This window comes from Phyllobacterium sp. P30BS-XVII, from assembly GCF_014138335.1.
In the GTDB taxonomy this organism is placed as follows: Bacteria; Pseudomonadota; Alphaproteobacteria; order Rhizobiales; family Rhizobiaceae; genus Phyllobacterium; species Phyllobacterium meliloti.
Genome location: NZ_JACGXO010000003.1, coordinates 179,490 through 204,750 on the forward strand (window position 1 = coordinate 179,490; position 25,261 = coordinate 204,750).

The following is a 25,261-nucleotide window of genomic DNA, read 5'->3' on the forward strand; positions in this document are numbered from 1 at the left end:
GAGTGCAGGCAACTGAATGCCAAACAAGGAGACTGATGATGAAAGCCCGATTGAACCCTTATAACTACCCCGTCATGAAGCCGATGCTTGCCATGGAAGAAACAGTTGTGAAGAGCGGGCTGGAACACAGCCTGATTGAACTCGTCAAGATGCGGGCTTCCCAGATCAACCATTGCGCCTTCTGCATCGACATGCATTCCAAGGATGCAATCAAGAATGGCGAGACCACCCAGCGCCTGTTCCTGCTTGATGCCTGGCGGGAATCGCCGCTTTATAGTGACCGCGAGCGCGCTGCTCTCGGCTGGACCGAGGCCCTGACGCTCGTCGCCCAGACCAACGCACCTGATAGTGACTTTGAGGCTCTCAAGCCGCATTTCACCGAGGAGGAGATAGTCAAGCTTACCATGCTGATCGTGACCATCAACGCATGGAACCGGATCTCTGTCGGGTTCCGCTCTGTCCATCCGGTAGACAAATCCCGTGTCCCAGCCTGACGCTACGGAAACGTTTAATCGTCTGCGCCCTCGGCTGATCCGCATTGCCTATCGCATGCTCGGGTCAGTCGCGGAGGCGGAGGATATTGTGCAGGAAGGTTTCATTCGCTGGTATCAGGCCGACCGGTCGCAGGTGCGCAGCGAGGAGGCTTTCCTTGTACGCACCATATCGCGGCTTTGTCTCGATCATCTGAAATCCGCGCGTGTCCGCAGGGAAACCTATGTGGGGAGCTGGCTGCCGGAACCCATTTTCGATCCAAGCGAAGAAGAGGCTGACAGCGATATCACCCTCACCCTGATGATGGCACTGGAACGCCTGTCGCCGCTGGAACGTGCCGCCTTTCTGCTGCACGATGTTTTCGGTCAGGATTTCAATCAGGTTTCGGAAGCCATTGGCCGCGATCCTGCGACGTGCCGCCAGCTTGCCAGCCGCGCCCGCACCCATGTGCAGACGGCAAAGCCACGCTTTCCAGTCTCGCACGAGCACGGCAAGGACATAGCCTCAGCCTTTTTCAACGCCTCGCGCAGCGGCGACACGCAAACCCTGCAGGCATTGCTTGCCGATGATGTGACACTCTACACCGATGGCGGCGGCATTCGTCCCTCGGCCATCAACCCCGTTTACACGCTGGACAAGGTTTCACGCTTCTTCGCCGGTGTTTCCCGCCGCGAGGAATATCATCAACCGCCGATTGTGCATCGCGGCTTGATTGATGGTCTACCGGGCTATGTCACGCGTGAGGCCGACGGCCTGTTGCAGACCACGGCGCTTGAAATCGAGGATGGAAAGATCAAGGCAATCTACATTGTGCGCAATCCGGAAAAGCTTGGGCACGTATCCTTTGTCAATTGAGACACGGACAAACACCGACATAAGCGGTGAGACTTCGTGATCGGAAGACCAACCACGAAGTCTTGCGCACGTGCCATAGTTCAATTGCTCAAAGGAGCAAGCATCACCTTTCGCTGCAAATCCTGACGTATGATGATCGCCGCCTTTTTCATGTGCTCGACTTCGTCGGGACTGCAATAGCCCTTATCGATAGACATAATGTAGTGGCGGTTGACCCTGATATTCTGACCGTCTTTCTTGTATGTCGAGCGATATTGAATAGGGCCATCGTCAACGGACAGGTCTTTTGGAAGAAACTGGACAGCGACCTCTTTGGGAAGCGTGATGTCATAGGTCTCCGTAAGATCGCTTGCAGCACAGCCAGTGCCATAATGCGGTTCTGTGGCATCGTTGGCGAAACTCGTCATGTCAGCAATCGAATATCCGAGCGCCATTGGCATCTCGATCGGCAAAGCTTCGGGATTGGCAAGATCAAGGCCTGTCTGTTCTACGGAGAAACCGATATCGACTGGATAGCCGATATCATCGCTGGAAGGATCACCAGCCGTAAATTCACCCTTTCCGTTCAAACCATTGCGCGCCAGCAATTGCTTTATCAGGTCGGAACGCCGGAGGGGGTCCACACCCGCAACAACGGAACGACGGTCAAACGCAATGCCGCCATGAGATAGTTCGTTCAGCTTGCCATTGATCGAGCCATCCAATCCAATGGATACGGTCAAAGATGTCGACATTTTATTATCCGTCGCCGTCATTGCCGGGGTTGTCCGGGTTCCGGTCGATGCGTCGACATGCAGGACAGATTTGCCGGCCAGCCAATAGGCCTGCCCACCAAATGGCAGATATTGCGCCGTTGAATCGAGATAGAGATCAAGCGCCGGTACGTAACTGATAATGTGGTCGAAATAATCAGGGATCGCTTCCGGCGTCAGTTTGTACAGCTTTCCCGACGCGATCAAAACACCATGACTATCAATGCCCTTGGCCCTCAGAAGGGCCTCCAGCAGAACAACATGGTCCTTGCAATCTCCGTATCTGTTTCGCAGAATATCGCCAGCGGCATGAGGAACATACCCGCCCTGAGCCAGATATAATGCGACGTACCGGACATTGGCCCGCACCCAATTGTAGAGTATGCGGGTTTGCTCCCGTTGGTCTGAAACTCCCCTCGTCAAATTGTCTGCCAGCGTTTGAATATCCGGCGTTACCGCAACCTTGTCATTGGCCCGGGCCTGATAAGCGTGGGCAATCGCCTCCCAATTTGCAAATGTCGTGACAGTTACATGCGGACTGTTCATAAAAACATCCGTCTTACCATCATCAAACGACCGAACATCAGGCTGCGCGAAAGTCCAGCTCCACAGCTTGTCGCCATTGGCATCGGTCTCGCGCACCTCTTTCATCGCACTCACTTCACTGCGTAAATTCAGGGATTGCGGTGCTTTGAGCACGAGTTTGTAAGCCAGCACGCGTTCATCGGGATTGAAAGAATCGGAATAGGTGAAGTTTCCGGGAAAGTCCGATTCTGTCTGTGTTTTGCGAACGCGATAATGAATGGTGTCGCCAACTTCGATGTCGGGGAAAATAATGGATTTCTGCTTGCTCGTGCTGAAGACTGGCATGCCCGTGGCGGCCGGATCTTCCTGCAATCGAATCTGATCCGGCTGGACCTGTATGCGCCGTCCATCGGCCTTGATCGTCTCAGCCTCTATGACATCGAGAGTTGAGAGCTGGTCGTTAAAGCGAAACGTCTTTGTCGCCAGCTTGTCCCGTCCGCTTGCATCAAGCAGGCGGCGTTTTGTTTCCCATTCACTGACGAAACGGCCATCCGCTTGCACCGCGATCGTTTCGAAGGCGGATATGACTTCTTCCTTGACTGCGGGAGTGCTGTCCGCTGCCAAAGCCGATGCGGAAAGCACGGATATGGCCAGCGCCAGAATCGGTATTGATTTTACCATGAATGATTTACCTTGACGCATTTGATGGGCGCTGTGCCCATGAGTAATGCGCTCAATCTATTTTCCCATCGGCAAGACGCCAATTGGCAATCATACCTATAGTGTTTGATCTGCCGGGCCTGATCATTCCAGCCCCGACATCGCACCTGTTCATTGTCCCAGGTATATAAGTCCGTAGCGGCGATGGATTACCGGGGTGACGCCAATTCGTTTTCAATAATTGCCGACATCTGGGCAAGCGAGAGAGCGCCGACATATTTTTTGCCGTTGATGAAGAATGTCGGTGTGCCGGTGATGCCAAACTCTTTGAGCGCACGCTCCCGCCCGGCATTCACCTTGTTCAAAAGGTCCTGATTGGCCAGACAGGCTGTGAATTGATCCTGTGTAAGACCCGCCAGTTTTGATGTCTGCAGCAAATAGCTCTTTATATCGGCGATCTGAAGCCATTGTTCCTGATGACCAAACAGCGTCTCGATAAAGGGATAATAACGCTCCTTGGTCACGCAGCGCGCCAGCATGAAGATGCCGGTTGAGCGTGACTCCAGCGGGAGTTCCCGGAAGATCAACTTTGCCTTGCCGGTATTTATGTATTTCGCCTTGATCGCTGGCAGAGTGTGCGCTGTAAAATCGGCACAATGTGAACATCCCATCGAGGCATATTCGATAATGGTTACGGGAGCATCGGCCTTGCCCATGACCATATCTTCGAGTGGGCCCGCTTGCATGAGCTTGGTCACGTCGACGCTGCCTACTGGTTCAGGTATCGCCTCGCCAGCGGCCATTGCGGATATGGCCAATCCACTCCCGGTTAGCGCCACAACAGCCCCAAGCAAAGCATCCCGGCGATTCAGCATTTATGATTTTCCTGTCTCACGATTGAACAAATTTACCGCGCGCAATGACAACACGCTGGTGGTTTTCCTCGTATGATGAGCCATGGCAGCAAGAACCACCGCTTGTCCATCGGCCATAATGTCCATGGTGTTCATCATCAGGGAAAAACTTGTCACCATCACAGGAAAGCACAGGCGATAGGGAACGTCTATGATACTTTGTTCAAATACCAAGACATCATTTTGCCCGCGTATCATGACACCTTCCACAGAACGGAATCCCCATGCCAGAACTGACGATGTATCAGGTCGATGCCTTTACCTCAGAGCTTTTCCGGGGCAATCCGGCTGCCGTGCTGGTGCTGGAGGACTGGCTGCCTGTAGCAACCATGCAAAACATTGCCAGCGAGAACAATCTGGCAGAAACGGCGTTTGTGCGGCCCAATGGCTGTGGATTTGACCTGCGCTGGTTCACACCTGTGCATGAGGTGGAGTTCTGCGGCCATGCTACGCTGGCAACATCGCACGTTCTCGTTCATGAACTTGGCACGAAAGGCCAGCTTGTATTCGAAACGCGCGTTGGAACCTTGCGGGTTGACCCCAAAGATACCGGTTATCAGCTTGATTTTCCAAGTTTTCCGCCTGAAACAGTGACAGATATTCCTGCCCCGCTCAGAGCCAGTTTTGGTAGTGGACCAATTGAGGCGTTTCGCAATTTCGAGAATATGTTTGTCGAGTTGGCCAATGAGCAAGCCGTCATCGACTTTATCCCTGACCTAGCGGAAATCGTGAAACTGCAAGGGCAAGGGCTTGTTGTGACGGCCAAAGGCAACGAACATGATTTTGTTTCGCGCTACTTTGCGCCTTTCGCCGGGATTCCCGAAGATCCTGTCACCGGCTCCACCCACGCGACACTGGTGCCCTACTGGGCGGAGAAGCTCGCCAAGACAAAGCTGTCAGCCTTCCAGCGCTCCAGCCGCGGCGGACATTTGTTGTGCGAATTGAAAGGCGACCGCGTGCTGATCACAGGTCAGGCGGTCACCTTCATGAAAGCGCAGATTTATCTGCCCTGACCGAGAGCCTCGCCGAACAGGATTGGTTCGCCCTGGGATGGCGTGACAATTTCGCCGTCCCACATTACCTTGATGCCACGGACAATGGTACCGACAGGCCAGCCGGTGACGGTCTTGCCGTCATAGGGCGTCCAGCCCGCCTTTGAGCCGACCTGTGCATTGGTGATGGTCTCGCGCCGCTTCATATCGACGATGGTGAGGTCCGCATCATAGCCAACGGCGATGCGGCCCTTGCGCGCCATGCCGAACAGACGGTTGGGGCCGTGCGAACTCAGATCCACAAAGCGCTCGATAGACAGGCGCCCGGCATTGACGTGATCAAGCATGATCGGCACCAGCGTCTGCACGCCGGTCATCCCCGAGGGCGATGCCGGATAGGGCTTTGATTTTTCTTCCAGCGTGTGCGGCGCGTGATCAGAGCCGAGCACATCGACGATCCCCTGCCCGATACCCTTCCAGATGCCATCACGATGTCTGGCATCACGCACTGGCGGGTTCATCTGCAACAGCGTTCCAAGCGTGGCGTACTGGCTGGCATCCATGGTCAAGTGGTGCGGCGTGGCTTCACAGCTTGCCACATCCCTGTGATCGGCCAGAAAATCAATCTCTTCTGCTGTTGAAATATGCAGAACGTGAATGCGTGCGCCGGTTTCCCGGGCGATGCGAACAAGCCGCTGCGTACACTGAAGCGCGGCAATCTCATCGCGCCAGACCGGATGCGATGATGGATCATTGGCAATGCGGAAACTTTCGCGCTCGCGCAGGCGGAATTCGTCTTCCGAATGGAAGGCGGCGCGGCGGCGCGTATTGCGCAGGATCGAGGCAACGCCTTCATCATCCTCAACCAGAAGGTCGCCGGTGGACGAACCCATGAACACCTTGATACCGGCAGCGCCGGGCAGACGTTCAAGTTCCGCCACATCTTTGGCATTGTCGCGCGTACCGCCAACCCAGAAGGCAAAATCGCAATGCATACGGTGATGGCCGCGCCGCACCTTATCCTCAAGTGTATCAGCCGATGTGGTCAGCGGCTTGGTATTGGGCATTTCAAAGACAGCGGTGACGCCGCCTAGAACCGCTGAGCGCGAGCCGCTTTCCAGATCTTCCTTGTGCTCAAGGCCGGGCTCACGGAAATGCACCTGACTGTCGACAACACCCGGCAGAATGTGCAGGCCCGCCGCATCGATGATCTCTGCGGCGGAAGCACCGCCGAGATTGCCGATGGCAGCAATACGGCCATTGGTGATGCCGATATCGCGCAAGGCCACACCATCCTGATTGACAACCATTCCGCTTCTGAAAATCGTATCGAACGTCTGAGCCATTTGCTTTCCATTCCTGCCTTGCGAACCCTTCACTTGCGGCTTACGTAACGGTGACAGGAAAGGCAAGGGTGAAGCGATGCCATCGGCAAACTTAAGCGGAAGAGTGGTTCTTGATGTTACCGGGGATGATGCAGAAAAGTTTCTGCAGAACCTGATTACAACCGATCTCGATGGCCTCGACAAGGGTGATCTGAAACCCGGCGCGCTGCTTAGCCCGCAAGGCAAAATCCTGTTTGAGTTTCTTGTCGCCCGCACGCCGGATGGTCTGCTACTCGACACGCTGGAAACTTCTGTCAGCGATTTAACCAAACGGCTCACCCTCTATAAATTGCGCGCCAAAGTGCAAATTATCGTGCAGCCTGAATCGGTTATCCAGGTTTCATGGGGAAATAAGTCAGGCGCTTCAGAAAATGATTCAAGCGTGCGTGACCGCCGCTTCCCCGATGCCCTGAATGTCCGCCGCCACTATGGCACCGAGGCCGCACCCACCGCCGATGAGACACAATGGATGGCGCTGCGCATCGCGCACGGCGTGGCGGAAGCGCCCTTTGATTATGCCCTTGGCGATGCTTTTCCGCATGACGTCAATCTGGATCAGATATCAGGCGTTTCCTTCAAGAAGGGCTGTTTCATCGGGCAGGAAGTGGTGTCGCGCATGCAGCATCGCGGCACGGCACGCCGGCGCATCCTGATCGCCTCGGGAAATGCCAATCTGCCCGAAACCGGCACCGCCATCACCGCCGATGGGCGCGACATAGGCACTCTTGGCAGCGTGGTTGGCAATGCCGGGCTGGCGCTCGTGCGCATCGACCGGGTGAAGGACGCTGTGGATGCCGGTACGCCGATCCTGTCAGGAGAAACCACGCTGACGCTTGCCATTCCGCCCGAACACCGTTTTACATTTCCCGTGACGACCCATGAGGCTTAACCTCAGAATCTATGGTGAGGTTGGTGCTTTGCTGTGAGTTGTATGAGCATGGTTCCATGGTTCGCCCTTCGAAAAGCTCAGGAGGCTCACCATGAGGGAGAGGGGTGATGCAAGGCTAATCGCAAAGTTTGCAGAATAGAGTTCCCCTCATCCTGAGCTTGTCGAAGGCCCTCATGGTGAGCCTCCTGAGCTTTTCGAAGGGCGAACCACGAACCACGGAACCACGAACCACCAGCCACGCATAAATCAGATCGGGAGAATCCATGCCCAAAGCGGCAACACCTAAAGCATCAAAGAATGACATGCGGGCATGGCAGCGGATGTTATCTGGCCGCAGATTGGATTTGCTTGATCCCTCGCCGCTCGACATTGAAATCGAAGACATTGCACAAGGGCTTGCGCGCGTTGCCCGCTGGAACGGCCAGACCGTCGGTGATCATGCCTATTCGGTGGCGCAGCATTCCCTGCTGGTTGAGCAGATTTTCGGGATGATCGTCCCAGATGCAACGGTCGAGCACCACCTTGCAGCCCTTTTGCACGACGCGCCTGAATATGTGATCGGCGACATGATTTCACCCTTCAAGGCCGTGGTGGGCGGCGATTACAAGAGCGTGGAGCTGCGTTTGCAGCAGGCCATCCATCTGCGCTTTGCCCTGCCGCCTGCGGTCACTCAAAATCTGCGCAGCCTGATCAAGCGGGCTGATGCCATAGCCGCCTATTTCGAGGCTACCCGGCTTGCGGGTTTTGCCGAGACGGAAGCGGTTCTTTTCTTTGGCCGTCCACGCGGAATCGACCCGCAGGGTCTCGACTTGACCGCCTTGGCAACCCAGAATGCGCAGAATGCCTTTTTGCAGCGTTTTGCTGTATTGGAATCACAACGCGCCAGCAGAAGGTGAAGGCCATGCCGCATATCATCGTCACTCCCCTTTCCCGCCTCGCCGAAACGGCGACGCGTTCGGGCGCGCGCGATATGGTGACACTGATCAATATGGGCACGCCCGTTGAGCGACCGGTTGAAATCACTGAAGCACGGCATCTGTTTCTCGGGTTCAACGATATTGTCGAACCGGCAGATGGCATGACGCCACCCGGGATTGACCATGTGCATAGCCTTATTGCATTTGGCCAGAAGTGGGATCGCCAGACGCCACTGCTTGTCCACTGCTATGCCGGCATATCGCGCTCCACGGCAGGCGCCTATATTACGGCACTGGCGCTCAACCCTGAGCTTGATGAAACGCTATTGGCGCAAACCCTGCGCAGGAATGCGCCATCGGCCACGCCCAACAGCCGGTTGATTGCACTTGCCGATGATATTCTTGGCCGCAAGGGGCGCATGGTCGATGCGATCAAGGCCATTGGCCGGGGCGAAGAAGCTTTTGAGGGCACGCCCTTTAGCTTGCCGCTTGTGGTGATCCAGCCGCGATGACAACAGCTGCGCCCAATGCTGTCGAGATCAATCTGAGCGCTGCCATTGCTGCGGTCGCCGACAATGATCCGCTTATTCTGACGACACCGGCCAGCGACGATGCCCAGCGGGATGAATTGCCGTTTGGTCCATTCAACCCGCTTGCCCACCGCACATTCGAGACCGGCTTGCGCGAATGGGTTGCCGAGCAGACACCCTTGCGGCTTGGCTATGTCGAACAGCTCTACACATTCGGCGACCGCGGCAGGCACAAAACGGCTGAGGATCGCGACCTGCATATCGTCTCTGTCGGCTATCTGGCGCTGACCCGGATCACCGACGAAAACCGGGATGCCTTGCGCAAATCCGGTGCGCGCTGGCGCAGCTGGTATTCGTTCCTGCCATGGGAAGACTGGCGCGGCGGCAAGCCCACCATGATTGATGACACGATCCGTCCAGCACTTTGCCGATGGGCCGAGCAGGGCAATTCCCATGCGCGCATGAGCCGTATCAGGCTGGCCTTTGGCGATGAAGGCATTATCTGGGATGAAGAGCGTGTGCTGGAGCGTTATGAATTGCTCTACGAGGCAGGTCTTGTTGGGGAAGCCGTGCGCGATGGACGCGCTGACCCGCCTGCCCTGTCTGGCAATCTCGGCCTGCCCATGAGTTTCGATCACCGGCGCATTCTGGCGACAGCAATTTCACGGCTGCGCGCCAAGCTGAAATACCGGCCGGTGGTTTTCGAACTGATGCCGCCGACCTTCACACTCACCGCCTTGCAGGAGACCGTCGAAGCCATATCCGGCCGTCACCTGCACAAGCAGAATTTCCGCCGGCTGGTGGAAGGTACCGAACTGGTTGAACCAACCGGCGCTGAACAGACACAGGCACGCGGCAGACCCGCCGCGCTTTACCGTTTCAGGCACAATGTGCTGGAAGAGCGTAGTGTCGCTGGCCTGCGCGTCGGCGGACGGGGATAGGAGATAGAATGACTGACAAGAAAAAACCCACCTCCGTGAACGCGGAAGGCATTTTCGAGCCATTTTCCGTAGAAAACGTGCCTTGGGAAAACTGGTCGGAGAACACGCGCTACGGCTCACGCTCCCGCTATCTATCGGGGTTTGGTGGTGCGAGCCATGTGGGCGTTGCCATGGAAGAGCTGGCGCCGGGCATGGAGTCGACCCTCAATCACTACCACATGCTTGAGGAAGAACAGGCGCTGATCCTCGCGGGCGAAATGACGCTCAAGCTTGGTGAGAAAACCTATCTCGTCAAAACCGGCGATTATGTCTGCTTCCCGGCAGGCCAGAAGGCCGGGCATTCCTTCTACAATCACAGCGATGCACCCTGCCGCTTTCTCATAATCGGCGAAAAGAACCCGCATGATGTGATCGTCTATCCGGAAACCGGCCGCGTCAGCGTGCGGCTGACCGGTGAAGGCTACGACAAATCAGCGACAATGGACTATTGGCAGGGCGCCGATACGAACAAGAAGAAATAAGACTATTTCAGCATATAAACATGCTCGTCGCCGGGGAATGTCCGCGTGCGAACATCATCGGCATAGGCTTTCACTGCCGCGTCGATGCCGGCGCCGACTGCACCATATACTTTGACGAATTTGGGCGGTTTTGGATTGTAGCCCAGCATATCCTCCAAAACGAGGATCTGGCCGTCGCACTCGCGTGATCCGCCAATGCCGATGGTTGGAATGAGGATTTCCCGCGAGATTTCGGCAGCCAGCGGCTCGACAATGCCTTCCAGCACCACGGAAAAAGCGCCCGCATCGCTGACAGCTTTTGCATCCGCCTTGATCAATGGCCACAGCGCCGTATCGCGCCCTTGCGTCTTGAAACCGCCAAGCGTGTTGACGGATTGCGGGGTCAGGCCGATATGCGCCATGACGGGAATGCCACGTTCCGCAAGAAACCGTATCGTCTCGGCCATGCGCACGCCGCCTTCGATCTTCACCGCGCCGCAGCCGGTTTCCTGCATCACCCTTGACGCATTGCGAAACGCCACCGCAGGGCTTTCCTCATAGCTGCCGAAAGGCATGTCCACGACAACCATGCCACGTTTGGACCCACGCACCACCGCCCGGCCATGGATGATCATCATGTCGAGCGATACGCCAAGCGTCGAATCCATGGCATAGAGCACCATGCCAAGACTATCGCCGACGAGCAGAATATCCGCATGATTGTCGACAATCCGCGCCGTATTGGCGTGGTAGGAGGTCAGCGCAACGATGGGTTCTCCGCCTTTGCGCGCGCGTATCTCAGGTGCAGTGACCCGGCGAATGATGATTTCCTGGCTCATTGCGTCCCCCGCACTTTCTATCCGATAACGCGCTGATCGATCAGCCGCACCTTGCCAAAGCGTACCGTGAGCAGAATGACCACGGGCTGCCTGAATTTACCTGATACTGGATCGAGCGTCTGGGCATCGCGAATATCGACAGCTTCGACTTCGCCCCGCTTCTCGCTCTCCAGCAGCGAGCGAACGGCGTTGCGAATGGCTGCAACGGAGCGCTGGCCCCTTACAACCATCTCGTCGGCAAGTTCCAGCGACCGCGGCAGGATCACCGCTGCCCTGCGATCTTCCTTCGTCAGCATGGCATTGCGCGACGAACAGGCGACGCCGTCTTCCTCGCGCACTGTTGCCACCCCGGTAATCACAATCGGCATGTCGAGATCGGCAACCATACGGCGGATGATCGTTAATTGCTGATAGTCCTTCTCGCCGAAGAATGCATGATCGGGCTGCACGATATTGAACAGCTTTGTGACCACCGTGCTGACACCCCGGAAATGTCCGGGCCGTATCTTGCCGATCAGAATGCGTGAAAGAACCGGGTTCTCGACAATCGTATTGGCACCGGCCCGGTAGACCTCTGCCACCTCTGGCGTAAAGACGTAATCGACACCCTCGGCCTTCAGCTTGGCGAGGTCTCCCGCCATGTCTCTGGGATAGCTCGACAGGTCCTCATTGGGCCCGAACTGCGTCGGATTGACAAAGATGGATACGGCAGTCACGTCGCAAGCGGCGCGCGAATGGCGCACGAGCGTCATATGCCCGATGTGCAGATAACCCATGGTCGGCACAAGACCGATGCTCTTGCCCTTCAGCCGTTCGACTTTCAGGGCAGCTCGCAATTCGGCGATGGTGGCGATGACTTTCATTTCAGTTCTATGTCCAGTCCGATATCCAGCGTGGGCGCTGCCATGGTGATTTTCGAGGTAGAGATGTAATCGACGCCGGTTTCAGCGATGGCCTTGATCGTATCCAGTGAAATATTGCCGGAGGCTTCAAGCTTCGCACGTCCGGCATTGATTTTCACTGCTTTTTCAAGCAGTTCCGGCCCCATATTATCAAGCAGAATCACATCGGCATTGACAGACAGTGCCTCATCAAACTGCTCAAGACCATCCACTTCAACCTCGATCTTGACGAGAATTCCGGCATAGGCGCGCGCCGCCAGAATGGCCTTGGCCACGCCGCCCGCAACAGCGATATGATTGTCCTTGATCAGGATCGCATCATCGAGACCGAACCGGTGGTTGATGCCACCGCCGCACTTCACCGCATATTTGGCGAAGCCGCGCATACCGGGGATGGTCTTGCGTGTATCGCAGACCCTTGCATTGGTATGGGCGATCAAATCGGCAAACTTCGCGGTATAGGTAGAAATACCGCTCAAATGCATCAGAAAGTTGAGCGCCACCCGTTCCGCTGACAGGAGGGCGCGGGCATTGCCTTCAATGACGGCGATCCTGTCTCCCGGTTTGACCCGAGCGCCATCCTTGACCATCGGCGTAAATACCACCCATGGATTGACCAATGTGAACGCCTTGCGGGCAAATTCCATTCCGCAGATGGTACCCGCCTCGCGGCTGGACAGAACCGCTCTTGCCGTCACCTCTTCCGGCAGTGTGGCGTTGGTGGTCAGATCGCCAGCCCTGCCGAAATCTTCAAGCAAAGCGCCACGCACGGCATCATCAACGAGCAAGCCCGGCAATGAAGGCGGAAAAGCCTTCTGCGCGACAGTGGTTTGCGGGGAAACGTTCATGTCATCTTCCTTCCAACTACGCTCATTATTTCGTTTTCCGGCTACGCCGTCAGGCTAAGTTCCATCATATCGCCGACATAGGCCCGCGCGTCATCCAGCGTCAGGAATGTGCGGTGCTGCCATTCCCCACGCTTTTTCGGGAAATCCGTGCGGAAATGGCCGCCACGGCTTTCCTCCCGCCGCAACGCACTGACGGCCACCAGCTTGGCCGTGGCAAGAACATTGCGAAATGCCGGGTCGCGATTGTTCTTTTCCAGTGTCAGAATGGTTTTCAGTCCGGCAATCATGTCCTCGCGATTGCGGATGACGCCGAAGCTGGCGCTCATGGTTTTGCGCAGCGTCGCCATGACCGGAGTATCACCTTCCGATTGCAGATCATCCCGGTCGACGGAACCAGCAGCCCAATTATCGGCTGGCTTTGCGCCATCCTTGCCGATTCTGGCGGCGATACGAGCCGAAAAGACCACCGCTTCCAGCAGCGAATTGGATGCGAGCCGGTTTGCACCATGGGCACCTGTCGATGTGCATTCGCCGCAGGCCCACAGGCCCTCAATCGAGGTGCGCCCTTCAGCATCGGTCATGATACCACCCATGAAGTAATGGGCTGCGGGAACGACAGGAATAGGCTGCGTAACCGGGTCAATGCCCGCATCACGGCAATAGCGATAAACGGTTGGGAATTCCTCAGGGAAAGTCGCACCGACAGCCGTGGTGCAATCAAGCCAGGCACCTCGCCCAGCCATCACCTCGGCATAGATACCGCGCGCCACCACATCGCGCGGGGCAAGCTCTCCTTCGGGGTCGATTTTCAGCATGAAACGCTCACCGTCGCGGTTGATCAGCGTTGCGCCATGGCCGCGTAGTGCTTCGGTAGCCAGTGGTGCCGGGTCCTTGTGTACATCGAGTGCTGTCGGATGAAACTGCACGAATTCCATATCCGCCATCATGGCTCCAGCGCGGGCAGCCATGCCAATGCCCTCGCCGCGCGCTTCGGATGGATTGGTGGTGACGGCGTAGAGATGGCCGATACCACCGGTAGCAATAACCACAGAGTGGGAAGCAAGCTGCACTTTCTCGCCCCGTCCCGCATCAGCACGGGCGATCACACCCGTCACAGCGCCTTTTTCCGTGGTGATGTCTTCCACCACATAGCCTTCCATCACGCGGATAGACGGGGTGTTTTCGACGGTATGCACCAGCGCCTGCATGATGGCTCGGCCCGCCATATCGCCGCGCACGCGGACAATACGGCTTTCGGAATGGGCAGCTTCGCGTGATACCTGAAGCTTTCCCTGCAGATCACGATCAAACGGCACGCCATAACCGAGCAGGTCATGCACACGGGCCGCGGCTTCCGTTGCCATCAACCGGGCAATGTTCTCGTCAACAATGCCATCACCCGCCGCAACCGTATCGGCCACATGTTTTTCGATCGTATCGCCTTCGGAGACAGCAGCGGCAATGCCTGCCTGTGCCCAGGCGGATGAAGCGCCCCGGCCTATCGGTGCTGCCGCCAAAATGGTGACGGGACGCGGCGCCAGTTTCAGCGCGCAGAAGAGGCCAGCCAAGCCGCCGCCGATTATGATGACAGGTTCTACCTGCGTTGAAGCATCGGAAAATAGTGCAGTCATCGGATATTACCCCCTGTTGCCCAGCCGGGCAGTTGGGTTGAAGGCCAGACAAGATTTGCTCTAATTCTTCAGGTTCACCATGCGCTCCACGGCAAGGCGAGCGCGTTCTCCAACCAGCGGATCAACGTGAATCTCCTCGCGCATATAGAGCAGGCTCTCAAGGATGTTCGGTAGCGTGATGCGCTTCATGTGCGGGCACAGGTTGCACGGCTTGATGAACTTCACATCAGGCACTTCGGACTCGATGTTCGACGCCATCGAGCACTCGGTGACGAGAAGCACCTTTGCCGGACGCTGATCTTTCACATAGTTGATCATGCCGCTGGTCGAGCCGGTATAATCGGCAATGGCAACGACCTCTGGAGGGCATTCCGGATGCGCAATGATCTGAATATCAGGATCGGCGGCCCGGTAAGCCAGAAGCTCATCGGCGGTGAAACGCTCATGAACTTCGCAATGGCCCTTCCAGGTCAGGATTTTGACATCAGTCTGTGCTGCAACATTCTGGGCCAGGAACTCATCGGGAATGCACAGGACACGGTCAACGCCAAAGCTTTCCACCACCTGAACCGCATTGGCCGATGTGCAGCAGATATCGCTTTCCGCCTTCACTTCCGCCGATGTGTTGACATAGGTGACAATCGGCACGCCGGGATAGGTTTCCCGCAGCAGGCGCACATCAGCGCCGGTAATGGATTCAGCCAGCGAGCAACCTGCCCGCATATCCGGAATGAGCACGGTTTTCTGCGGGTTCAGCAGCTTTGACGTTTCCGCCATGAAGTGTACACCGCACTGGACGATAATCTCGGCATCAACGCGCGTGGCTTCGCGAGCCAGTTGCAGCGAGTCACCCACAATATCGGCCACACAATGGAATATCTCCGGCGTCTGGTAATTATGCGCAAGTATGACCGCGTTGCGCTGTTTCTTCACCCGGTTAATGGCAGCCACATAGGGCGCATAGACAGGCCATTCGATCCGGGGAATATGGTGAGCAACGCGCTGATAGAGGTGTTCGGTTTCTTCAGCCACCTCCGGGGTGAAAGACAGATCAGGCATTTTGAGAACGCCAAAACGTTCCGCTGCGGATGGGCCGGAAATATGGCCGTTCGTGTTGCGAGCAATGCTGGTCATCGTCATTTCCTCCTAAGGCAACCTCCTCCGGTTGCCTGCTGCCGATCATTTATACTCAATATGAGCATATTTCTGATCAAAAGAAAAACGGCAAGGCCGTCACGGAATACATAGGCCAATATTTCGATGGCTTCAAGAGGCAGATTTTCAACAATCGGCTAAAGGTTGCTTTGGGGGTAATCACGCCGAAACCATTCCGGCGGAAGACTCTTCCCGGTCAGACACCGATCATTTCTGATGGTGCCAGACCATTTCCCTGATCGATTTCACACACTTATGCGCCGTTGTAACCGCCTCGGCGACGATAAAACTCCCGGTCCTGCCGATCACGTTTGGCCGGGCTATCACCGCCCAGACGCGGCGAACAGTTTGTAAAAATCTTCGCATCCATATCCGACGGGCGATCACAAAAGACCAGAGGGCTGATGCGGTCCGAATTGGCACAACCGGCTAGGGTGACTGTGCCCAAAGCCAAAATCGATAATAAAAATCGCATACGATAAGTCCTTTGTTCTGCATGTCTGGCTCGCGAAAAACGCGCAACTCATCAAATACGCTGAAGTGCCAGTTCACATCTATTCAATTGATTGCGATCTTAAATAGGGTAATCCTCTCAAGCTTGTAAGGGGGAGAGACCATGTCAGCGATTCAATCGAACGCCGCAAAGCCGTCGGGTATACCGTGGCTGATCATCATTGCCGGTTCGCTCATTGCCGTCATGACTTTTGGCCCGCGTTCAGCCATGGGTCTTTTCCAGTTGCCGCTTCTGCAGGACAAGGGCTGGGACCGCACGACCTTCAGCATGGCTATCGCCTTGCAAAACCTCTTTTGGGGTATCGGCCAGCCATTTTTCGGCGCCATCGCTGACAAATACGGCACATGGCGCGTTCTGCTCATGTCGGCGATTCTCTATGCATCTGGTCTTGTGCTCATGGCATGGTCGACCACTCCCGGAATGCTCTATATTGGGGGCGGCCTGCTTGTCGGTCTTGGTATTGCTTCAGGATCGTTCGGAACAATCCTGTCCGCATTTGCGCGGAATGTCTCGGCGGAAAACCGCACTTTTGTTTTCGGCATCGGCACAGCTGCAGGTTCTGCCGGAATGTTCGTGTTTTCGCCTATCAGCCTTGAATTGATCAAGCATTATGGCTGGTCGGATGCACTGGTTTATCTCGGTATAGCCATGGCAATCGTGCCGCTTCTCGCCATTCCGCTCCGGGGCAATTCCTCCAGTGGCCTGATCAGCGAAGCGCAGTATAAGCAGTCCATGGGTGAAGCCTTGCGCGAGGCGCTTGGACACAGAAGCTATGTGCTGCTGACAACGGGCTTTTTCGTTTGCGGCTTTCAGCTTGCCTTCATCACCGCGCATTTCCCGGCTTATCTCAATGATATCGGCATTGATGCCAAATATGCGGTGCTGGCGCTGGCGCTTATCGGCTTTTTCAATGTAATCGGATCGCTGGCCTCCGGTGTCATCAGTCAGCGCTATTCCAAGCCAAAATTTCTTGCCTATCTCTACATTGGCCGTTCGGTGCTGGTTGCGGCATTCCTGCTGCTGCCACAGACTGGCGCGTCGGTGGTTGTTTTCGCAATTGTCATGGGACTGATGTGGCTTTCAACGGTACCGCCGACAAATGCCCTCGTTGCGATCATGTTCGGCACGCGCTACCTCGCCATGCTGGGCGGCATCGTGTTCTTCTCGCATCAGGTCGGCTCATTCCTCGGCGTCTGGCTTGGCGGGTATCTTTACGACCATTTGGGCAGCTACAACCCCGTCTGGTGGCTGAGCGTTGTGCTTGGCATTTTAGCCGCTATCGTGCATTGGCCGATTGAGGAACGTCAGGCGGATCGCCCTACCCTGCAACCGGCCGAATAATCGTCAGGGCTGGAGACGCTTGCGGATGGGCTCGAATTCGGGCGTTGCCTTGCGCTTCACCGGGTCAGGCTCATTGGCGTCGATAGCGTCCCAATATTTCCAGTTCACTTTTTCCGAACCAAGCTCGTAGTCCATACCGTCCCAGCTATCCTCGCGAAAACTGTAAAAAGCCCAGTGCAGCTTGTTGCTGTCGAGCGCAGTCAGCACGTCCTCCAGATAAGGCTTGCAGCCGGGAAGCTGGCGCATACAGCCATATTCACCCGCCACCATTCGGTTCAGCGGCACGCCATGCGCTTTCGCCCAATCTACAGGCCTGGCAAGATACTCGGTCACTTTCTGCGCGTTCCACATAACCTTCGATCCGGCATAGGGCACCTCGCCCGGATAGGCATAGGGTTTTTTGCGCTTGATATTGGGGGCGCTGGTCGCTTCATAGGGTTCATACATGTGAAAGCTGTAGATGACTTTCTGGTCATCCAGCGGTTTCGGCCAATAGCTGAACGCATCGGCTGCCGCATACCATCCGGCATCGGCCATGATGGGCGTTACCGGATCGACCTTCCTGATCTCGGCAATCACCATATTGTAGAAGGCAATCAGATCGCGGGAGCCACCCTTTTGCTTGTCATACCAAGCCTGCATATCCGCAGCTGAAGCATGTTCGGCAACGCCGCCCATCTTTTCCGGTGCGGGTTCGTTGATCAGATTATAGGCGGCAATAGCGGGGTGATCCTTCAGCGCAGCGGCAAGATCGTGCCAGAACTGCGCGGCCTCCTGCCACTTTGCCTTGTCCTGCCAAAGCCGGTCATCAAAGCTGCCATTGTTGTTCTGGGCCCAGCGCATGGCCGGAAGCGACAGCGGCGTAATGACCACTTTCAGCCCCGCCTTGTCAGCCCGATCCAGCGTTGCTTTGAGCGTAGCGAGATCGGAGGCCGGGATGCCCTCATAATGATCGGCATCGCCAATCAGAAAGTCGCGTTTGGCCGGTTTCCACTTGTCGTAGGACAGCCGCACCCAGCTTGCGCCATAATCTTTCAGCGCATCGAAATAGGTCTGATCAGGTGGCAGCCGGTTGAAACTGTTGCCGCCATGCTGCGGCTTATCCCAGAAACTGATGAGATCGGCTGCATTGGCAGCACAGGTCATGGTCAAAGACAGAAACAGGGTCGTCGCAATACGCATGGGAACTCTTTCGGATCAGTATGGTCAGACCAATTGCTTGAGCACTGCGGCGAGAATGGGTTCCGTTTGGCGCGGATCTATGGCTATCAACAGAAACCGCCGCCTGACGGAGCAAGCGGCGGAGATTTCAGTTCCGGCGATAGAAATATCAAGCGCGTAAAACCGCCTCGATTTTATCGAGCGCTTCAGCCTTGCCGATACCGGTCAAAAACGCGAGCGTCGTGATAACAGGCTTGCCAAGGTCCTTCGGCAGTTGCGCCGTAGAAACAACAAGGTCAACATCATCGATCTGCCCGGCCACCTCGGCCACCTTGCATTGCCGCGCGTTGAAACTGATGCCGCGTTCCTTCAATGCATCTGCCACCGCATGGGCGACGACGGTTGATGTGGCGATACCGGTTCCACAGGCGAAAAGTACAGTCTTTTGTTTGGTCATTGGTCCCTCTTCATCCCGAATAGCCTAAGCCAGCAGCCGGGCTACATCCTCTGCCGTGTTGGATTGCATCAGGGCGGTGATCATCTCGGCGGACTGAATGGTCATCGCGATCTCCTGCAGCATTTCGATCTGCTGGTCCTTATCACTGAGCGCCATGAGGAAAACCACACTGACCTGCAGCTTTTCATCCGGATCTTCCATGTTGGAAAAAGCCACCGGCTTGCACAATGTTGCCATGGCAAGGCCGGGTTTCAACACATGTTCAGGGTCCGTATGCGGAATGGCCACATTATTGTCCGAACCCAGCGGCAAGCCTGTCGGCAGCTCCGCCTCGCGGGCAAGCACCGCCTCGGCAAAGCTTGGTTTCACATAGCCCAGACTGTGCAAACGGTCGGAAAGTATCCGGATAATCTCCCGATCATTTCCCGCCTCGACCCCAAGGATAATTGCCCCCGGATCGAGATAGTTCATCAAGGCTTTCGCCATTCAATTCACTCCAGTATGCGTATTTCAGGCTGTCTTGTCTGCGTTTTCATCGGCACCCGCCGCCCGTTCCCACGCGGCGGTATTTCGATGATAGGCCCAGAATGCACCGGCAATAATGATGGCAATAAGCCCGAGACCTGCCGCGCCGAGGCTGCGGATTGCAGCAATCACCGCATAGGAAACCCACAGGAACCCATCAACCACACTGGTAATCTGCACCGCATTGGCAGGCATCTTGAAGCCGGATGACTGGGCAGCGCTGGTAAACAGCGGCGCCAGCGCATTGGCAACATAGAAGCCGACAGCCAGCGTGAACGTGCCGACAATGACCATGCGGAAGACATTTCCCTTCAACAAGGGCGCTGTCATGGCAACGATGAAAGGAATAACCGCAAGATCGGCAAAAAGGATGACGCGATTACCCGGCAGGATGATCGACAGGATGATCGCGATGGGCACGAGGATCAGCGATGAGGAAATCGCGGCGGGATGGCCGATCAGGATTGCCGAATCGAGGCCCACCAGCAGTTCGCGGTCGCCTGTCCGTTTCTTGACGAAAGCCTGTGCCGCATCGGAAACCGGCAAGAGCCCCTCCATCAATATCTTGACCATGCGCGGCAGCAGCAACATCACCGCCGCCAGTGTCATGCCTGTTTGCAGGACCTTGCTCAGAACCACGCCGAAATCCCCGGCGTTATAATAGGCGATGACACCCAGCACGAGACCGATGATCAGCCCGAGAATGACCGGCTCGCCAAACACGCCGAAACGCTTTTCGAACGTCTCGGTGTTGATTTCGATCTTGTTGATGCCGGGAATGCGGTCGATGATCCAGTTCAGCACAATGGCAATCGGCAGGATTTGCGCCGACGCCAGATGCGGCACGGAAATGCCGGGGATGCCGTAGAATTGCTGCACCGCCTTGGCTGACCAATCGGCAAAAAGCAGGCAGAGCGCCACCATCAGCGCCGCAACGATGAGACCATAGACCAGACTGTCCGTGGCAGCGACGGCAAGCGAGCCGATGAAGGCAAAGTGCCAGAAATTCCACACATCAACATTAAGCGTACGCGTCAGGCGTGTCAGAAGCAGCACGATGTTGACAGCGATGCCAATCGGGATGACCCAGAGGCCGACAGATGATCCAAAGGCAATGGCGGCAGCCGATGGCCAGCCCACATCAACAATATCGCGCTGAATGCCGGTATTGGTCACAATCGCCTTGGCCACATCGCCAATCGAAGTGAGCATCAGACCGAGCACAAGATTGATACCGATGAAAGCAACGCCGATGGTCACAGCGGCACGGAACGCGCGCCCCACCTTGGCGCCAAGCACCACAGCAATGATAAAGATGACAATCGGCAACAGGACCGTAGGCCCCATTGTATCGACGGCAGCCTTCAGGCCCGCCAGAAAACTATCCATTCCAACCTCCCAGCAGTCACGTTGGACCGCACATTCCCCCAACGCTTATGTCTGCGTCGCGCCAATGTTTGACAGGATATGCGGGAAAAACCAGCCGGTTTTCATATTATTTGACGGGAATTCACACTTGTACGCAGCAATTTTGTGCAAATTACCGTTTCACAGACAAAGTGGTCCAACTTACGGGACTTCGCCAATCCGCGCATCATCTTCGGGATGTTGGTGATCACATCATTGATCGCTTTGTCCGTTGTCCCCGCTAAAATGCGCCCAAGGTGGTTCTCATCATCACAGGACTTTCGCTTGCCGGGCTTTAACCGGTTAAGGCGTTTTAGCGGTGTTGTCAGTGGGCCCCGACCGGCAATGTGACAACCAAAGGACCGTTACGGGTTGCAACCACCGTATGCTCATACTGGACAGTCAAGGCGCGCGGTTCACTGTACAATGTCCATGCATCGTCGCCACCTTCTGCAAATTCGGCACCCAATGACAGAAATGGTTCGACTGTGAATACCAATCCCTCGTTCATGAACCGGCGTTCGGAATGATCGGGCCACGTCGAAATTTCAGTCGGCTCTTCGTGCAGAGAACGGCCAACACCGTGGCTAGCCAAATTACGCACGAGTGTATAGCCATTCTTGCGGGCAAATGTGCCAATTGCATTGCCAATCCCTGCAATTGGCTTGTTTGCACCGACCTGCCGCAAGCCGGTCCACATAGCACGACGGCCGTCACGGCAAAGGCGTTCTATAACGCGCGAAACAGGTGGCACAGCAAACGACGCTCCGGTATCGGCAAAAAAACCATTCTTCTCAGCGGATACGTCAATATTCACAAGATCGCCAGCAGCGATGCGGCGGGAGCCTGGAATACCATGAGCAATTTCTTCGTTGACACTGATACATGTTGCTCCCGGAAATCCATAGGTGAGTTCCGGCGCAGATCGCGCCCCGGCTGCATCAAGAAGCTCCCGTCCAAGCCCATCAAGCTCGGCTGTGGTCATTCCCGGTTCCAGTGCCGCACCCATGGCCGCCAAAATATCGGCAACAATTCTTCCAATCTCCTGCAGCTTGATCAGATCGTCGTCATTGGAAATTGTCATTCTCGAACTCGCTCTCCATAGCCCCATACAATGTGCCTCAAATAAGTCACTGTACCGGGACAATCAACAATCCGAATTGTATCTCGCCTGCTGATTCAACCGCCGCGCATAAAACTTTCAAGCGGGAAAATTGCGCAGGTTTCAGTGCCGTGGGCCAGCAGCTTGCCATTTGCGTCACGCAGGAAGGCTTCCGATGTTGCCAGCGTGCGGCCGCGATGCACGAGCTTGCCCTCGCAGAAAACCGGGCCCGTATCGGGCGAGACAGGGCGCACGAGGTTCACCTTGAATTCGACAGTCGTATAGGCCTCGCCCAGTTTCAGCGTGGTCATGACGCAGCAGGCGAGCGCCGAATCCATCAAGGTTGCAATCCAGCCGCCATGAATGCCGCCCATTGGATTGAGGTGTTCGCGCGCTGGAATGCCTTTGAAAACGACCCGGTTCAGCTCCACCTCATGCAAATTAAAGGTCAGCGTTTTGGCGATGGGCGGTGCAGGATATTCGCCCCGGAGCATGGCTTGCAGGATGTCGAGGCCGCTGCGTTTGGCCAGATCGGCAAGGGGCAGCGTACCAATGCCGCCGGGAAATGCGATAGTCTCTGGACTCATGGAAGCACGGACCTTTCCTCGGTGGCGGGACCCTGCCCTGCCGCCTTTGATATCGATCTTGAAACAGCGGTCAGAAACCCGTCACGCGACTCCGGCGCTTTAAGCGCCCTTGGCTCCCAGACATGCCGGGTAAAGAAGAAACTCGTCAGGCGAAACGCATCGACAAGTTCCGTCAGCGATGCGACCCGCACCTTTGAACTGACCATGAAGGGCGGCATCACCAGAAGCTTGTCGGCCCATGGTGCGCCCGCATCGCGCGATACGGCGCGGCCAGATTTGGGCGAGACATAGGCAAGGTTCTCGTCGCTTCCCGTCGAAGCACAGCGTTTCAGATCAAGGCCGAAACCCAACTCCTCCAGCATCATCACCTCAAAGCGCAGGAGAAGCTCGCCCGAGATCAGCGGGTCGTCGCAATGCTCAAGGATAATGGCGAGTGTTTCAAAAAGGCCCTGATGCGGATCGCGTTCCGGCAAAAGTCTCAAATGGGCGGCGGCCAGTTGCAGCGCATAAAGCCCGACGGGCTGCTCGATCAACCGCGCGGCGGCAAAGGATACGGGTTCGATCTGCATCATGCCGAGATGTTCGTCGATACGCGCACGCCAGATCACATCCACCCGGTTTCCCGCCTGCAGCAGCGGTTGCATACGCCGCGAGCGTCCGCCGCGCACCAACCCCATATGGCGGCCATGCTCGCGCGTCATCAGTTCGAGGATCGCACTGGTTTCCCCGTGCCGCCTCGTCCCGAGTATGATTCCCTCATCTCGCCATTCCATCAGGCGAGACTCGCGCTATCCGTGCGGGAATTCAAGGCCCATTTCGCGGTAACGTTCCGGGTCATTGCCCCAATTGTCACGAACCTTGACGAACAGGAACAGGTGAACCTTCTGTTCGAGGATTTCCATCAGTTCCTTGCGGGCCGCCTGACCGATGGACTTGATCGCCTGACCTTCGTGGCCGAGCACGATCTTCTTCTGGCTGTCACGCTCGACATAGATCACCTGCTGGATGCGGACAGAGCCATCAGGCTTTTCCTCCCAGCTTTCAGTCTCAATGGTCGATGAATAGGGCAATTCGTTATGCAGACGCAGAAAAAGCTTCTCGCGGGTGATTTCCGCTGCAAGCATGCGCATTGGCATGTCGGAAATCTGGTCTTCGGGGTAATACCAAGGACCTTCTGGCAGATTATCGGCCAGATATTTCAGCAAATCCTTGCAGCCATAGCCTTTGAGCGCCGAAATCATGAATGTCTTGTCGAAGTTGATCTTCTCATTGGCCTTTTGAGCCAGTTCCAGAAGTTTTGGCGCTTCGATACGGTCGACCTTGTTGAGAACGAGGATGACCTTGCGCTTCTTCTCGTGCAGGCTGGCAAGAATGGCTTCCGCCTCTTCGTCAATGCCCTGTTCGACATCGATCAGCACCAGAACAATATCCGCATCCTTGGCACCGCCCCAGGCGGTTGTCACCATGGCGCGGTCGAGACGGCGTTTTGGTTTGAAGATACCGGGCGTGTCGACCAGCACCATCTGGGTGCGGTCGTGAATGACAATGCCGCGCACCAGCGCCCGCGTTGTCTGCACCTTGTGGGTGACGATCGAAACCTTGCTGCCAACCAACTGATTAACCAGCGTCGACTTGCCGGCATTGGGTGCGCCAATCAAAGCAATAAAGCCCGAACGTGTCGGGCCTTCTGGCTGTGCCACCTCCGGTGTTGCATCCTGATCGGTCATTTCTGTTCCTCTTCCTGCGTCTTCTGACGGACGCCTTCCCGGTAAAGCAAGGCAACGGCAGCTTCCTGCTCGGCAATACGCTTGGAGCGTCCCATGCCGGTGGCAGGCGCAAAGCCCTTCACCTCTACCTTTACCGTAAATTGTGGGTCATGGTCAGGCCCGGTGCGCTCGACCACGCTGTATAAGGGCTGGGCGCCATCCTGCTGATGCGCCCATTCCTGTAGTTCTGTCTTGGGATCACGCTGCGCCGAATTGATCTCGCGCGAGCGGGCATCCCAGTAACGCTGGATGAAAGGTTGCGCCGCTTCCAGCCCGCCGTCCAGATAAATCGTTGCAATCAGCGATTCCACCACATCGGCACGCAGGCTTTTCAGCCTTTTGTCAGCCAGCCCCTTCACATCGGAACCGGTGCGGATGAACTCGTGCAGGCCGATTTCATCGGCGACGGCAGCACAGGTATCGGCATTGACGAGCGAGTTCAAACGAAGCGAAAGCTCGCCCTCGCTGGCCGTCGGATAGGCGCGAAACAGCATTTCCGCAATAACCAGCCCAAGGACGCGGTCGCCCAGGAATTCGAGCCGTTCATAATCCGATCCAACCGACTGGCGGGCACTGGCATGGGTCAGCGCGCGCTCAAGGCGGCTAAGATCGCGAAATGTGTGGCTCGTCTGCTCCTCCAGCCTGCGAACGGCGTCTGCGGACAGGTTCATAGG

At 56.3% G+C, this 25,261-nt stretch carries 27 protein-coding genes; 9 read left to right on the forward strand and 18 right to left on the reverse strand.

Translation table 11 applies throughout. The annotated features are described in order from the left end of the window. Positions 1-38: 38 nt before the first annotated feature. Together FHW17_RS10065 and FHW17_RS10070 are read left to right on the forward strand one after the other, a co-directional pair. Positions 39-494 (forward strand): carboxymuconolactone decarboxylase family protein, encoded by a 456-nt coding sequence (locus tag FHW17_RS10065; RefSeq protein WP_112524386.1) that lies wholly within the window; start codon positions 39-41, stop codon positions 492-494. Continuing rightward, entirely contained in the window at positions 481-1,347 is an 867-nt protein-coding gene (locus FHW17_RS10070; protein ID WP_182509757.1) for a sigma-70 family RNA polymerase sigma factor, read from the forward strand. The genes FHW17_RS10065 and FHW17_RS10070 overlap by 14 nt, the downstream gene beginning before the upstream one ends. An 80-nt stretch (positions 1,348-1,427) precedes the next feature. Here the strand turns inward: FHW17_RS10070 and FHW17_RS10075 are convergent, their stop codons facing one another. The 3 genes from FHW17_RS10075 to FHW17_RS10085 form a co-directional block, all read right to left on the reverse strand. Then, positions 1,428-3,305 carry a DUF3857 and transglutaminase domain-containing protein gene (locus tag FHW17_RS10075; RefSeq protein ID WP_182509758.1) on the reverse strand — a complete coding sequence of 626 codons (1,878 nt, stop codon included), beginning with the start codon at positions 3,303-3,305 and terminating at the stop codon, positions 1,428-1,430. A gap of 188 nt (positions 3,306-3,493) precedes the next feature. Continuing rightward, entirely contained in the window at positions 3,494-4,159 is a 666-nt protein-coding gene (locus tag FHW17_RS10080; RefSeq protein ID WP_182509759.1) for a DsbA family protein, read from the reverse strand. Next, a complete protein-coding gene (locus FHW17_RS10085; RefSeq protein WP_182509760.1) occupies positions 4,160-4,396 on the reverse strand; it encodes a hypothetical protein in 237 nt (78 codons plus the stop codon). Between the two features lie 26 nt (positions 4,397-4,422). Between FHW17_RS10085 and FHW17_RS10090 the strand changes: the two genes are divergently transcribed. Next, the gene (locus FHW17_RS10090; RefSeq protein ID WP_182509761.1) at positions 4,423-5,211 is read left to right on the forward strand and encodes a PhzF family phenazine biosynthesis protein; all 789 of its coding nucleotides are present in this window, start codon (positions 4,423-4,425) and stop codon (positions 5,209-5,211) included. On the opposite strand, the gene FHW17_RS10095 is transcribed toward FHW17_RS10090, so the two are convergent. Then, positions 5,199-6,536, reverse strand: a complete 1,338-nt coding sequence (locus tag FHW17_RS10095) for a dihydroorotase (protein ID WP_182509762.1) — start codon at positions 6,534-6,536, stop codon at positions 5,199-5,201. The genes FHW17_RS10090 and FHW17_RS10095 overlap by 13 nt on opposite strands. 76 nt (positions 6,537-6,612) lie before the next feature. Here FHW17_RS10095 and FHW17_RS10100 point away from each other — a divergent pair, with 76 nt between their 5' ends. The 5 genes from FHW17_RS10100 (at position 6,613) to FHW17_RS10120 (ending at position 10,373) form a co-directional block, all read left to right on the forward strand. After that, complete coding sequence (locus FHW17_RS10100; protein WP_182509763.1) at positions 6,613-7,464, forward strand: folate-binding protein YgfZ; 852 nt, start codon at positions 6,613-6,615, stop codon at positions 7,462-7,464. A 263-nt stretch (positions 7,465-7,727) separates the two neighbouring features. Then, positions 7,728-8,360: an HD family hydrolase gene (locus FHW17_RS10105; RefSeq protein WP_246706787.1), complete on the forward strand. Its 633-nt coding sequence runs from the start codon at positions 7,728-7,730 to the stop codon at positions 8,358-8,360. A gap of 5 nt (positions 8,361-8,365) precedes the next feature. Then, a complete protein-coding gene (locus tag FHW17_RS10110) occupies positions 8,366-8,893 on the forward strand; it encodes a tyrosine phosphatase family protein (protein WP_112524412.1) in 528 nt (175 codons plus the stop codon). Next, positions 8,890-9,852: an NAD regulator gene (locus FHW17_RS10115; RefSeq protein ID WP_112524415.1), complete on the forward strand. Its 963-nt coding sequence runs from the start codon at positions 8,890-8,892 to the stop codon at positions 9,850-9,852. The genes FHW17_RS10110 and FHW17_RS10115 overlap by 4 nt, the downstream gene beginning before the upstream one ends. Before the next feature lie 8 nt (positions 9,853-9,860). Further along, positions 9,861-10,373 carry a cupin domain-containing protein gene (locus FHW17_RS10120; protein ID WP_182509764.1) on the forward strand — a complete coding sequence of 171 codons (513 nt, stop codon included), beginning with the start codon at positions 9,861-9,863 and terminating at the stop codon, positions 10,371-10,373. Between the two features lie 2 nt (positions 10,374-10,375). On the opposite strand, the gene panB is transcribed toward FHW17_RS10120, so the two are convergent. The 5 genes from panB to nadA are packed head-to-tail and all read right to left on the reverse strand — an operon-like array spanning position 10,376 to position 15,712. Continuing rightward, complete coding sequence (panB, locus tag FHW17_RS10125; protein ID WP_182509765.1) at positions 10,376-11,191, reverse strand: 3-methyl-2-oxobutanoate hydroxymethyltransferase; 816 nt, start codon at positions 11,189-11,191, stop codon at positions 10,376-10,378. 17 nt (positions 11,192-11,208) lie between these two features. Continuing rightward, the gene (gene panC / locus FHW17_RS10130; RefSeq protein ID WP_112524425.1) at positions 11,209-12,054 is read right to left on the reverse strand and encodes a pantoate--beta-alanine ligase; all 846 of its coding nucleotides are present in this window, start codon (positions 12,052-12,054) and stop codon (positions 11,209-11,211) included. Then, positions 12,051-12,941: a carboxylating nicotinate-nucleotide diphosphorylase gene (nadC, locus tag FHW17_RS10135; protein ID WP_182509766.1), complete on the reverse strand. Its 891-nt coding sequence runs from the start codon at positions 12,939-12,941 to the stop codon at positions 12,051-12,053. Before nadC ends, panC begins: the two co-directional genes overlap by 4 nt. 41 nt (positions 12,942-12,982) lie before the next feature. Next, positions 12,983-14,572, reverse strand: coding sequence for an L-aspartate oxidase (locus FHW17_RS10140; RefSeq protein WP_182509767.1), 1,590 nt, complete (start codon positions 14,570-14,572; stop codon positions 12,983-12,985). Positions 14,573-14,632: 60 nt separating this feature from the next. Beyond that, the gene (nadA, locus tag FHW17_RS10145) at positions 14,633-15,712 is read right to left on the reverse strand and encodes a quinolinate synthase NadA (protein ID WP_112524434.1); all 1,080 of its coding nucleotides are present in this window, start codon (positions 15,710-15,712) and stop codon (positions 14,633-14,635) included. Positions 15,713-16,343: 631 nt separating this feature from the next. Here nadA and FHW17_RS10150 point away from each other — a divergent pair. Beyond that, positions 16,344-17,582, forward strand: coding sequence for an MFS transporter (locus FHW17_RS10150; RefSeq protein ID WP_113096141.1), 1,239 nt, complete (start codon positions 16,344-16,346; stop codon positions 17,580-17,582). A gap of 3 nt (positions 17,583-17,585) precedes the next feature. On the opposite strand, the gene FHW17_RS10155 is transcribed toward FHW17_RS10150, so the two are convergent. The 9 genes from FHW17_RS10155 to rnc all read right to left on the reverse strand — a co-directional run bounded on the left by FHW17_RS10155 (position 17,586) and on the right by rnc (position 25,258). Continuing rightward, positions 17,586-18,764: a cellulase family glycosylhydrolase gene (locus FHW17_RS10155; protein ID WP_182509768.1), complete on the reverse strand. Its 1,179-nt coding sequence runs from the start codon at positions 18,762-18,764 to the stop codon at positions 17,586-17,588. Positions 18,765-18,912: 148 nt separating this feature from the next. Next, positions 18,913-19,200, reverse strand: a complete 288-nt coding sequence (locus tag FHW17_RS10160; RefSeq protein ID WP_112524445.1) for a PTS sugar transporter subunit IIB — start codon at positions 19,198-19,200, stop codon at positions 18,913-18,915. Positions 19,201-19,224: 24 nt separating this feature from the next. After that, positions 19,225-19,686, reverse strand: coding sequence for a PTS sugar transporter subunit IIA (locus FHW17_RS10165; protein WP_112524448.1), 462 nt, complete (start codon positions 19,684-19,686; stop codon positions 19,225-19,227). 24 nt (positions 19,687-19,710) lie between these two features. Beyond that, on the reverse strand, positions 19,711-21,114 hold the full coding sequence (locus FHW17_RS10170) for a PTS transporter subunit IIC (RefSeq protein ID WP_182509769.1): 1,404 nt from the start codon (positions 21,112-21,114) through the stop codon (positions 19,711-19,713). 343 nt (positions 21,115-21,457) lie between these two features. Further along, a complete protein-coding gene (gene map / locus FHW17_RS10175; RefSeq protein WP_112524454.1) occupies positions 21,458-22,216 on the reverse strand; it encodes a type I methionyl aminopeptidase in 759 nt (252 codons plus the stop codon). 95 nt (positions 22,217-22,311) lie between these two features. Beyond that, positions 22,312-22,821: a PaaI family thioesterase gene (locus FHW17_RS10180; protein ID WP_182509770.1), complete on the reverse strand. Its 510-nt coding sequence runs from the start codon at positions 22,819-22,821 to the stop codon at positions 22,312-22,314. Further along, on the reverse strand, positions 22,818-23,594 hold the full coding sequence (gene recO / locus FHW17_RS10185) for a DNA repair protein RecO (protein ID WP_112524459.1): 777 nt from the start codon (positions 23,592-23,594) through the stop codon (positions 22,818-22,820). The genes FHW17_RS10180 and recO overlap by 4 nt, the downstream gene beginning before the upstream one ends. Positions 23,595-23,609: 15 nt before the next feature. Beyond that, complete coding sequence (era, locus tag FHW17_RS10190; protein WP_112524463.1) at positions 23,610-24,548, reverse strand: GTPase Era; 939 nt, start codon at positions 24,546-24,548, stop codon at positions 23,610-23,612. Then, positions 24,545-25,258 (reverse strand): ribonuclease III, encoded by a 714-nt coding sequence (rnc, locus tag FHW17_RS10195; protein ID WP_112524466.1) that lies wholly within the window; start codon positions 25,256-25,258, stop codon positions 24,545-24,547. Before rnc ends, era begins: the two co-directional genes overlap by 4 nt. Positions 25,259-25,261 lie beyond the last annotated feature (3 nt).

What these genes read in the sequence shown, in the direction of transcription:
- FHW17_RS10065 (WP_112524386.1), top strand. Translation starts at nt 39, where the DNA reads ATGAAAGCCCGATTGAACCCTTATAACTACCCCGTCATGAAGCCGATG.
- FHW17_RS10075 (WP_182509758.1), bottom strand. Translation starts at nt 3,305, where the DNA reads ATGGTAAAATCAATACCGATTCTGGCGCTGGCCATATCCGTGCTTTCC.
- FHW17_RS10080 (WP_182509759.1), bottom strand. Translation starts at nt 4,159, where the DNA reads ATGCTGAATCGCCGGGATGCTTTGCTTGGGGCTGTTGTGGCGCTAACC.
- FHW17_RS10085 (WP_182509760.1), bottom strand. Translation starts at nt 4,396, where the DNA reads ATGATACGCGGGCAAAATGATGTCTTGGTATTTGAACAAAGTATCATA.
- FHW17_RS10090 (WP_182509761.1), top strand. Translation starts at nt 4,423, where the DNA reads ATGCCAGAACTGACGATGTATCAGGTCGATGCCTTTACCTCAGAGCTT.
- FHW17_RS10095 (WP_182509762.1), bottom strand. Translation starts at nt 6,536, where the DNA reads ATGGCTCAGACGTTCGATACGATTTTCAGAAGCGGAATGGTTGTCAAT.
- FHW17_RS10100 (WP_182509763.1), top strand. Translation starts at nt 6,613, where the DNA reads ATGCCATCGGCAAACTTAAGCGGAAGAGTGGTTCTTGATGTTACCGGG.
- FHW17_RS10105 (WP_246706787.1), top strand. Translation starts at nt 7,728, where the DNA reads ATGCCCAAAGCGGCAACACCTAAAGCATCAAAGAATGACATGCGGGCA.
- FHW17_RS10110 (WP_112524412.1), top strand. Translation starts at nt 8,366, where the DNA reads ATGCCGCATATCATCGTCACTCCCCTTTCCCGCCTCGCCGAAACGGCG.
- FHW17_RS10115 (WP_112524415.1), top strand. Translation starts at nt 8,890, where the DNA reads ATGACAACAGCTGCGCCCAATGCTGTCGAGATCAATCTGAGCGCTGCC.
- FHW17_RS10120 (WP_182509764.1), top strand. Translation starts at nt 9,861, where the DNA reads ATGACTGACAAGAAAAAACCCACCTCCGTGAACGCGGAAGGCATTTTC.
- panB (WP_182509765.1), bottom strand. Translation starts at nt 11,191, where the DNA reads ATGAGCCAGGAAATCATCATTCGCCGGGTCACTGCACCTGAGATACGC.
- panC (WP_112524425.1), bottom strand. Translation starts at nt 12,054, where the DNA reads ATGAAAGTCATCGCCACCATCGCCGAATTGCGAGCTGCCCTGAAAGTC.
- nadC (WP_182509766.1), bottom strand. Translation starts at nt 12,941, where the DNA reads ATGAACGTTTCCCCGCAAACCACTGTCGCGCAGAAGGCTTTTCCGCCT.
- FHW17_RS10140 (WP_182509767.1), bottom strand. Translation starts at nt 14,572, where the DNA reads ATGACTGCACTATTTTCCGATGCTTCAACGCAGGTAGAACCTGTCATC.
- nadA (WP_112524434.1), bottom strand. Translation starts at nt 15,712, where the DNA reads ATGACGATGACCAGCATTGCTCGCAACACGAACGGCCATATTTCCGGC.
- FHW17_RS10150 (WP_113096141.1), top strand. Translation starts at nt 16,344, where the DNA reads ATGTCAGCGATTCAATCGAACGCCGCAAAGCCGTCGGGTATACCGTGG.
- FHW17_RS10155 (WP_182509768.1), bottom strand. Translation starts at nt 18,764, where the DNA reads ATGCGTATTGCGACGACCCTGTTTCTGTCTTTGACCATGACCTGTGCT.
- FHW17_RS10160 (WP_112524445.1), bottom strand. Translation starts at nt 19,200, where the DNA reads ATGACCAAACAAAAGACTGTACTTTTCGCCTGTGGAACCGGTATCGCC.
- FHW17_RS10165 (WP_112524448.1), bottom strand. Translation starts at nt 19,686, where the DNA reads ATGGCGAAAGCCTTGATGAACTATCTCGATCCGGGGGCAATTATCCTT.
- FHW17_RS10170 (WP_182509769.1), bottom strand. Translation starts at nt 21,114, where the DNA reads ATGGATAGTTTTCTGGCGGGCCTGAAGGCTGCCGTCGATACAATGGGG.
- map (WP_112524454.1), bottom strand. Translation starts at nt 22,216, where the DNA reads ATGACAATTTCCAATGACGACGATCTGATCAAGCTGCAGGAGATTGGA.
- FHW17_RS10180 (WP_182509770.1), bottom strand. Translation starts at nt 22,821, where the DNA reads ATGAGTCCAGAGACTATCGCATTTCCCGGCGGCATTGGTACGCTGCCC.
- recO (WP_112524459.1), bottom strand. Translation starts at nt 23,594, where the DNA reads ATGGAATGGCGAGATGAGGGAATCATACTCGGGACGAGGCGGCACGGG.
- era (WP_112524463.1), bottom strand. Translation starts at nt 24,548, where the DNA reads ATGACCGATCAGGATGCAACACCGGAGGTGGCACAGCCAGAAGGCCCG.
- rnc (WP_112524466.1), bottom strand. Translation starts at nt 25,258, where the DNA reads ATGAACCTGTCCGCAGACGCCGTTCGCAGGCTGGAGGAGCAGACGAGC.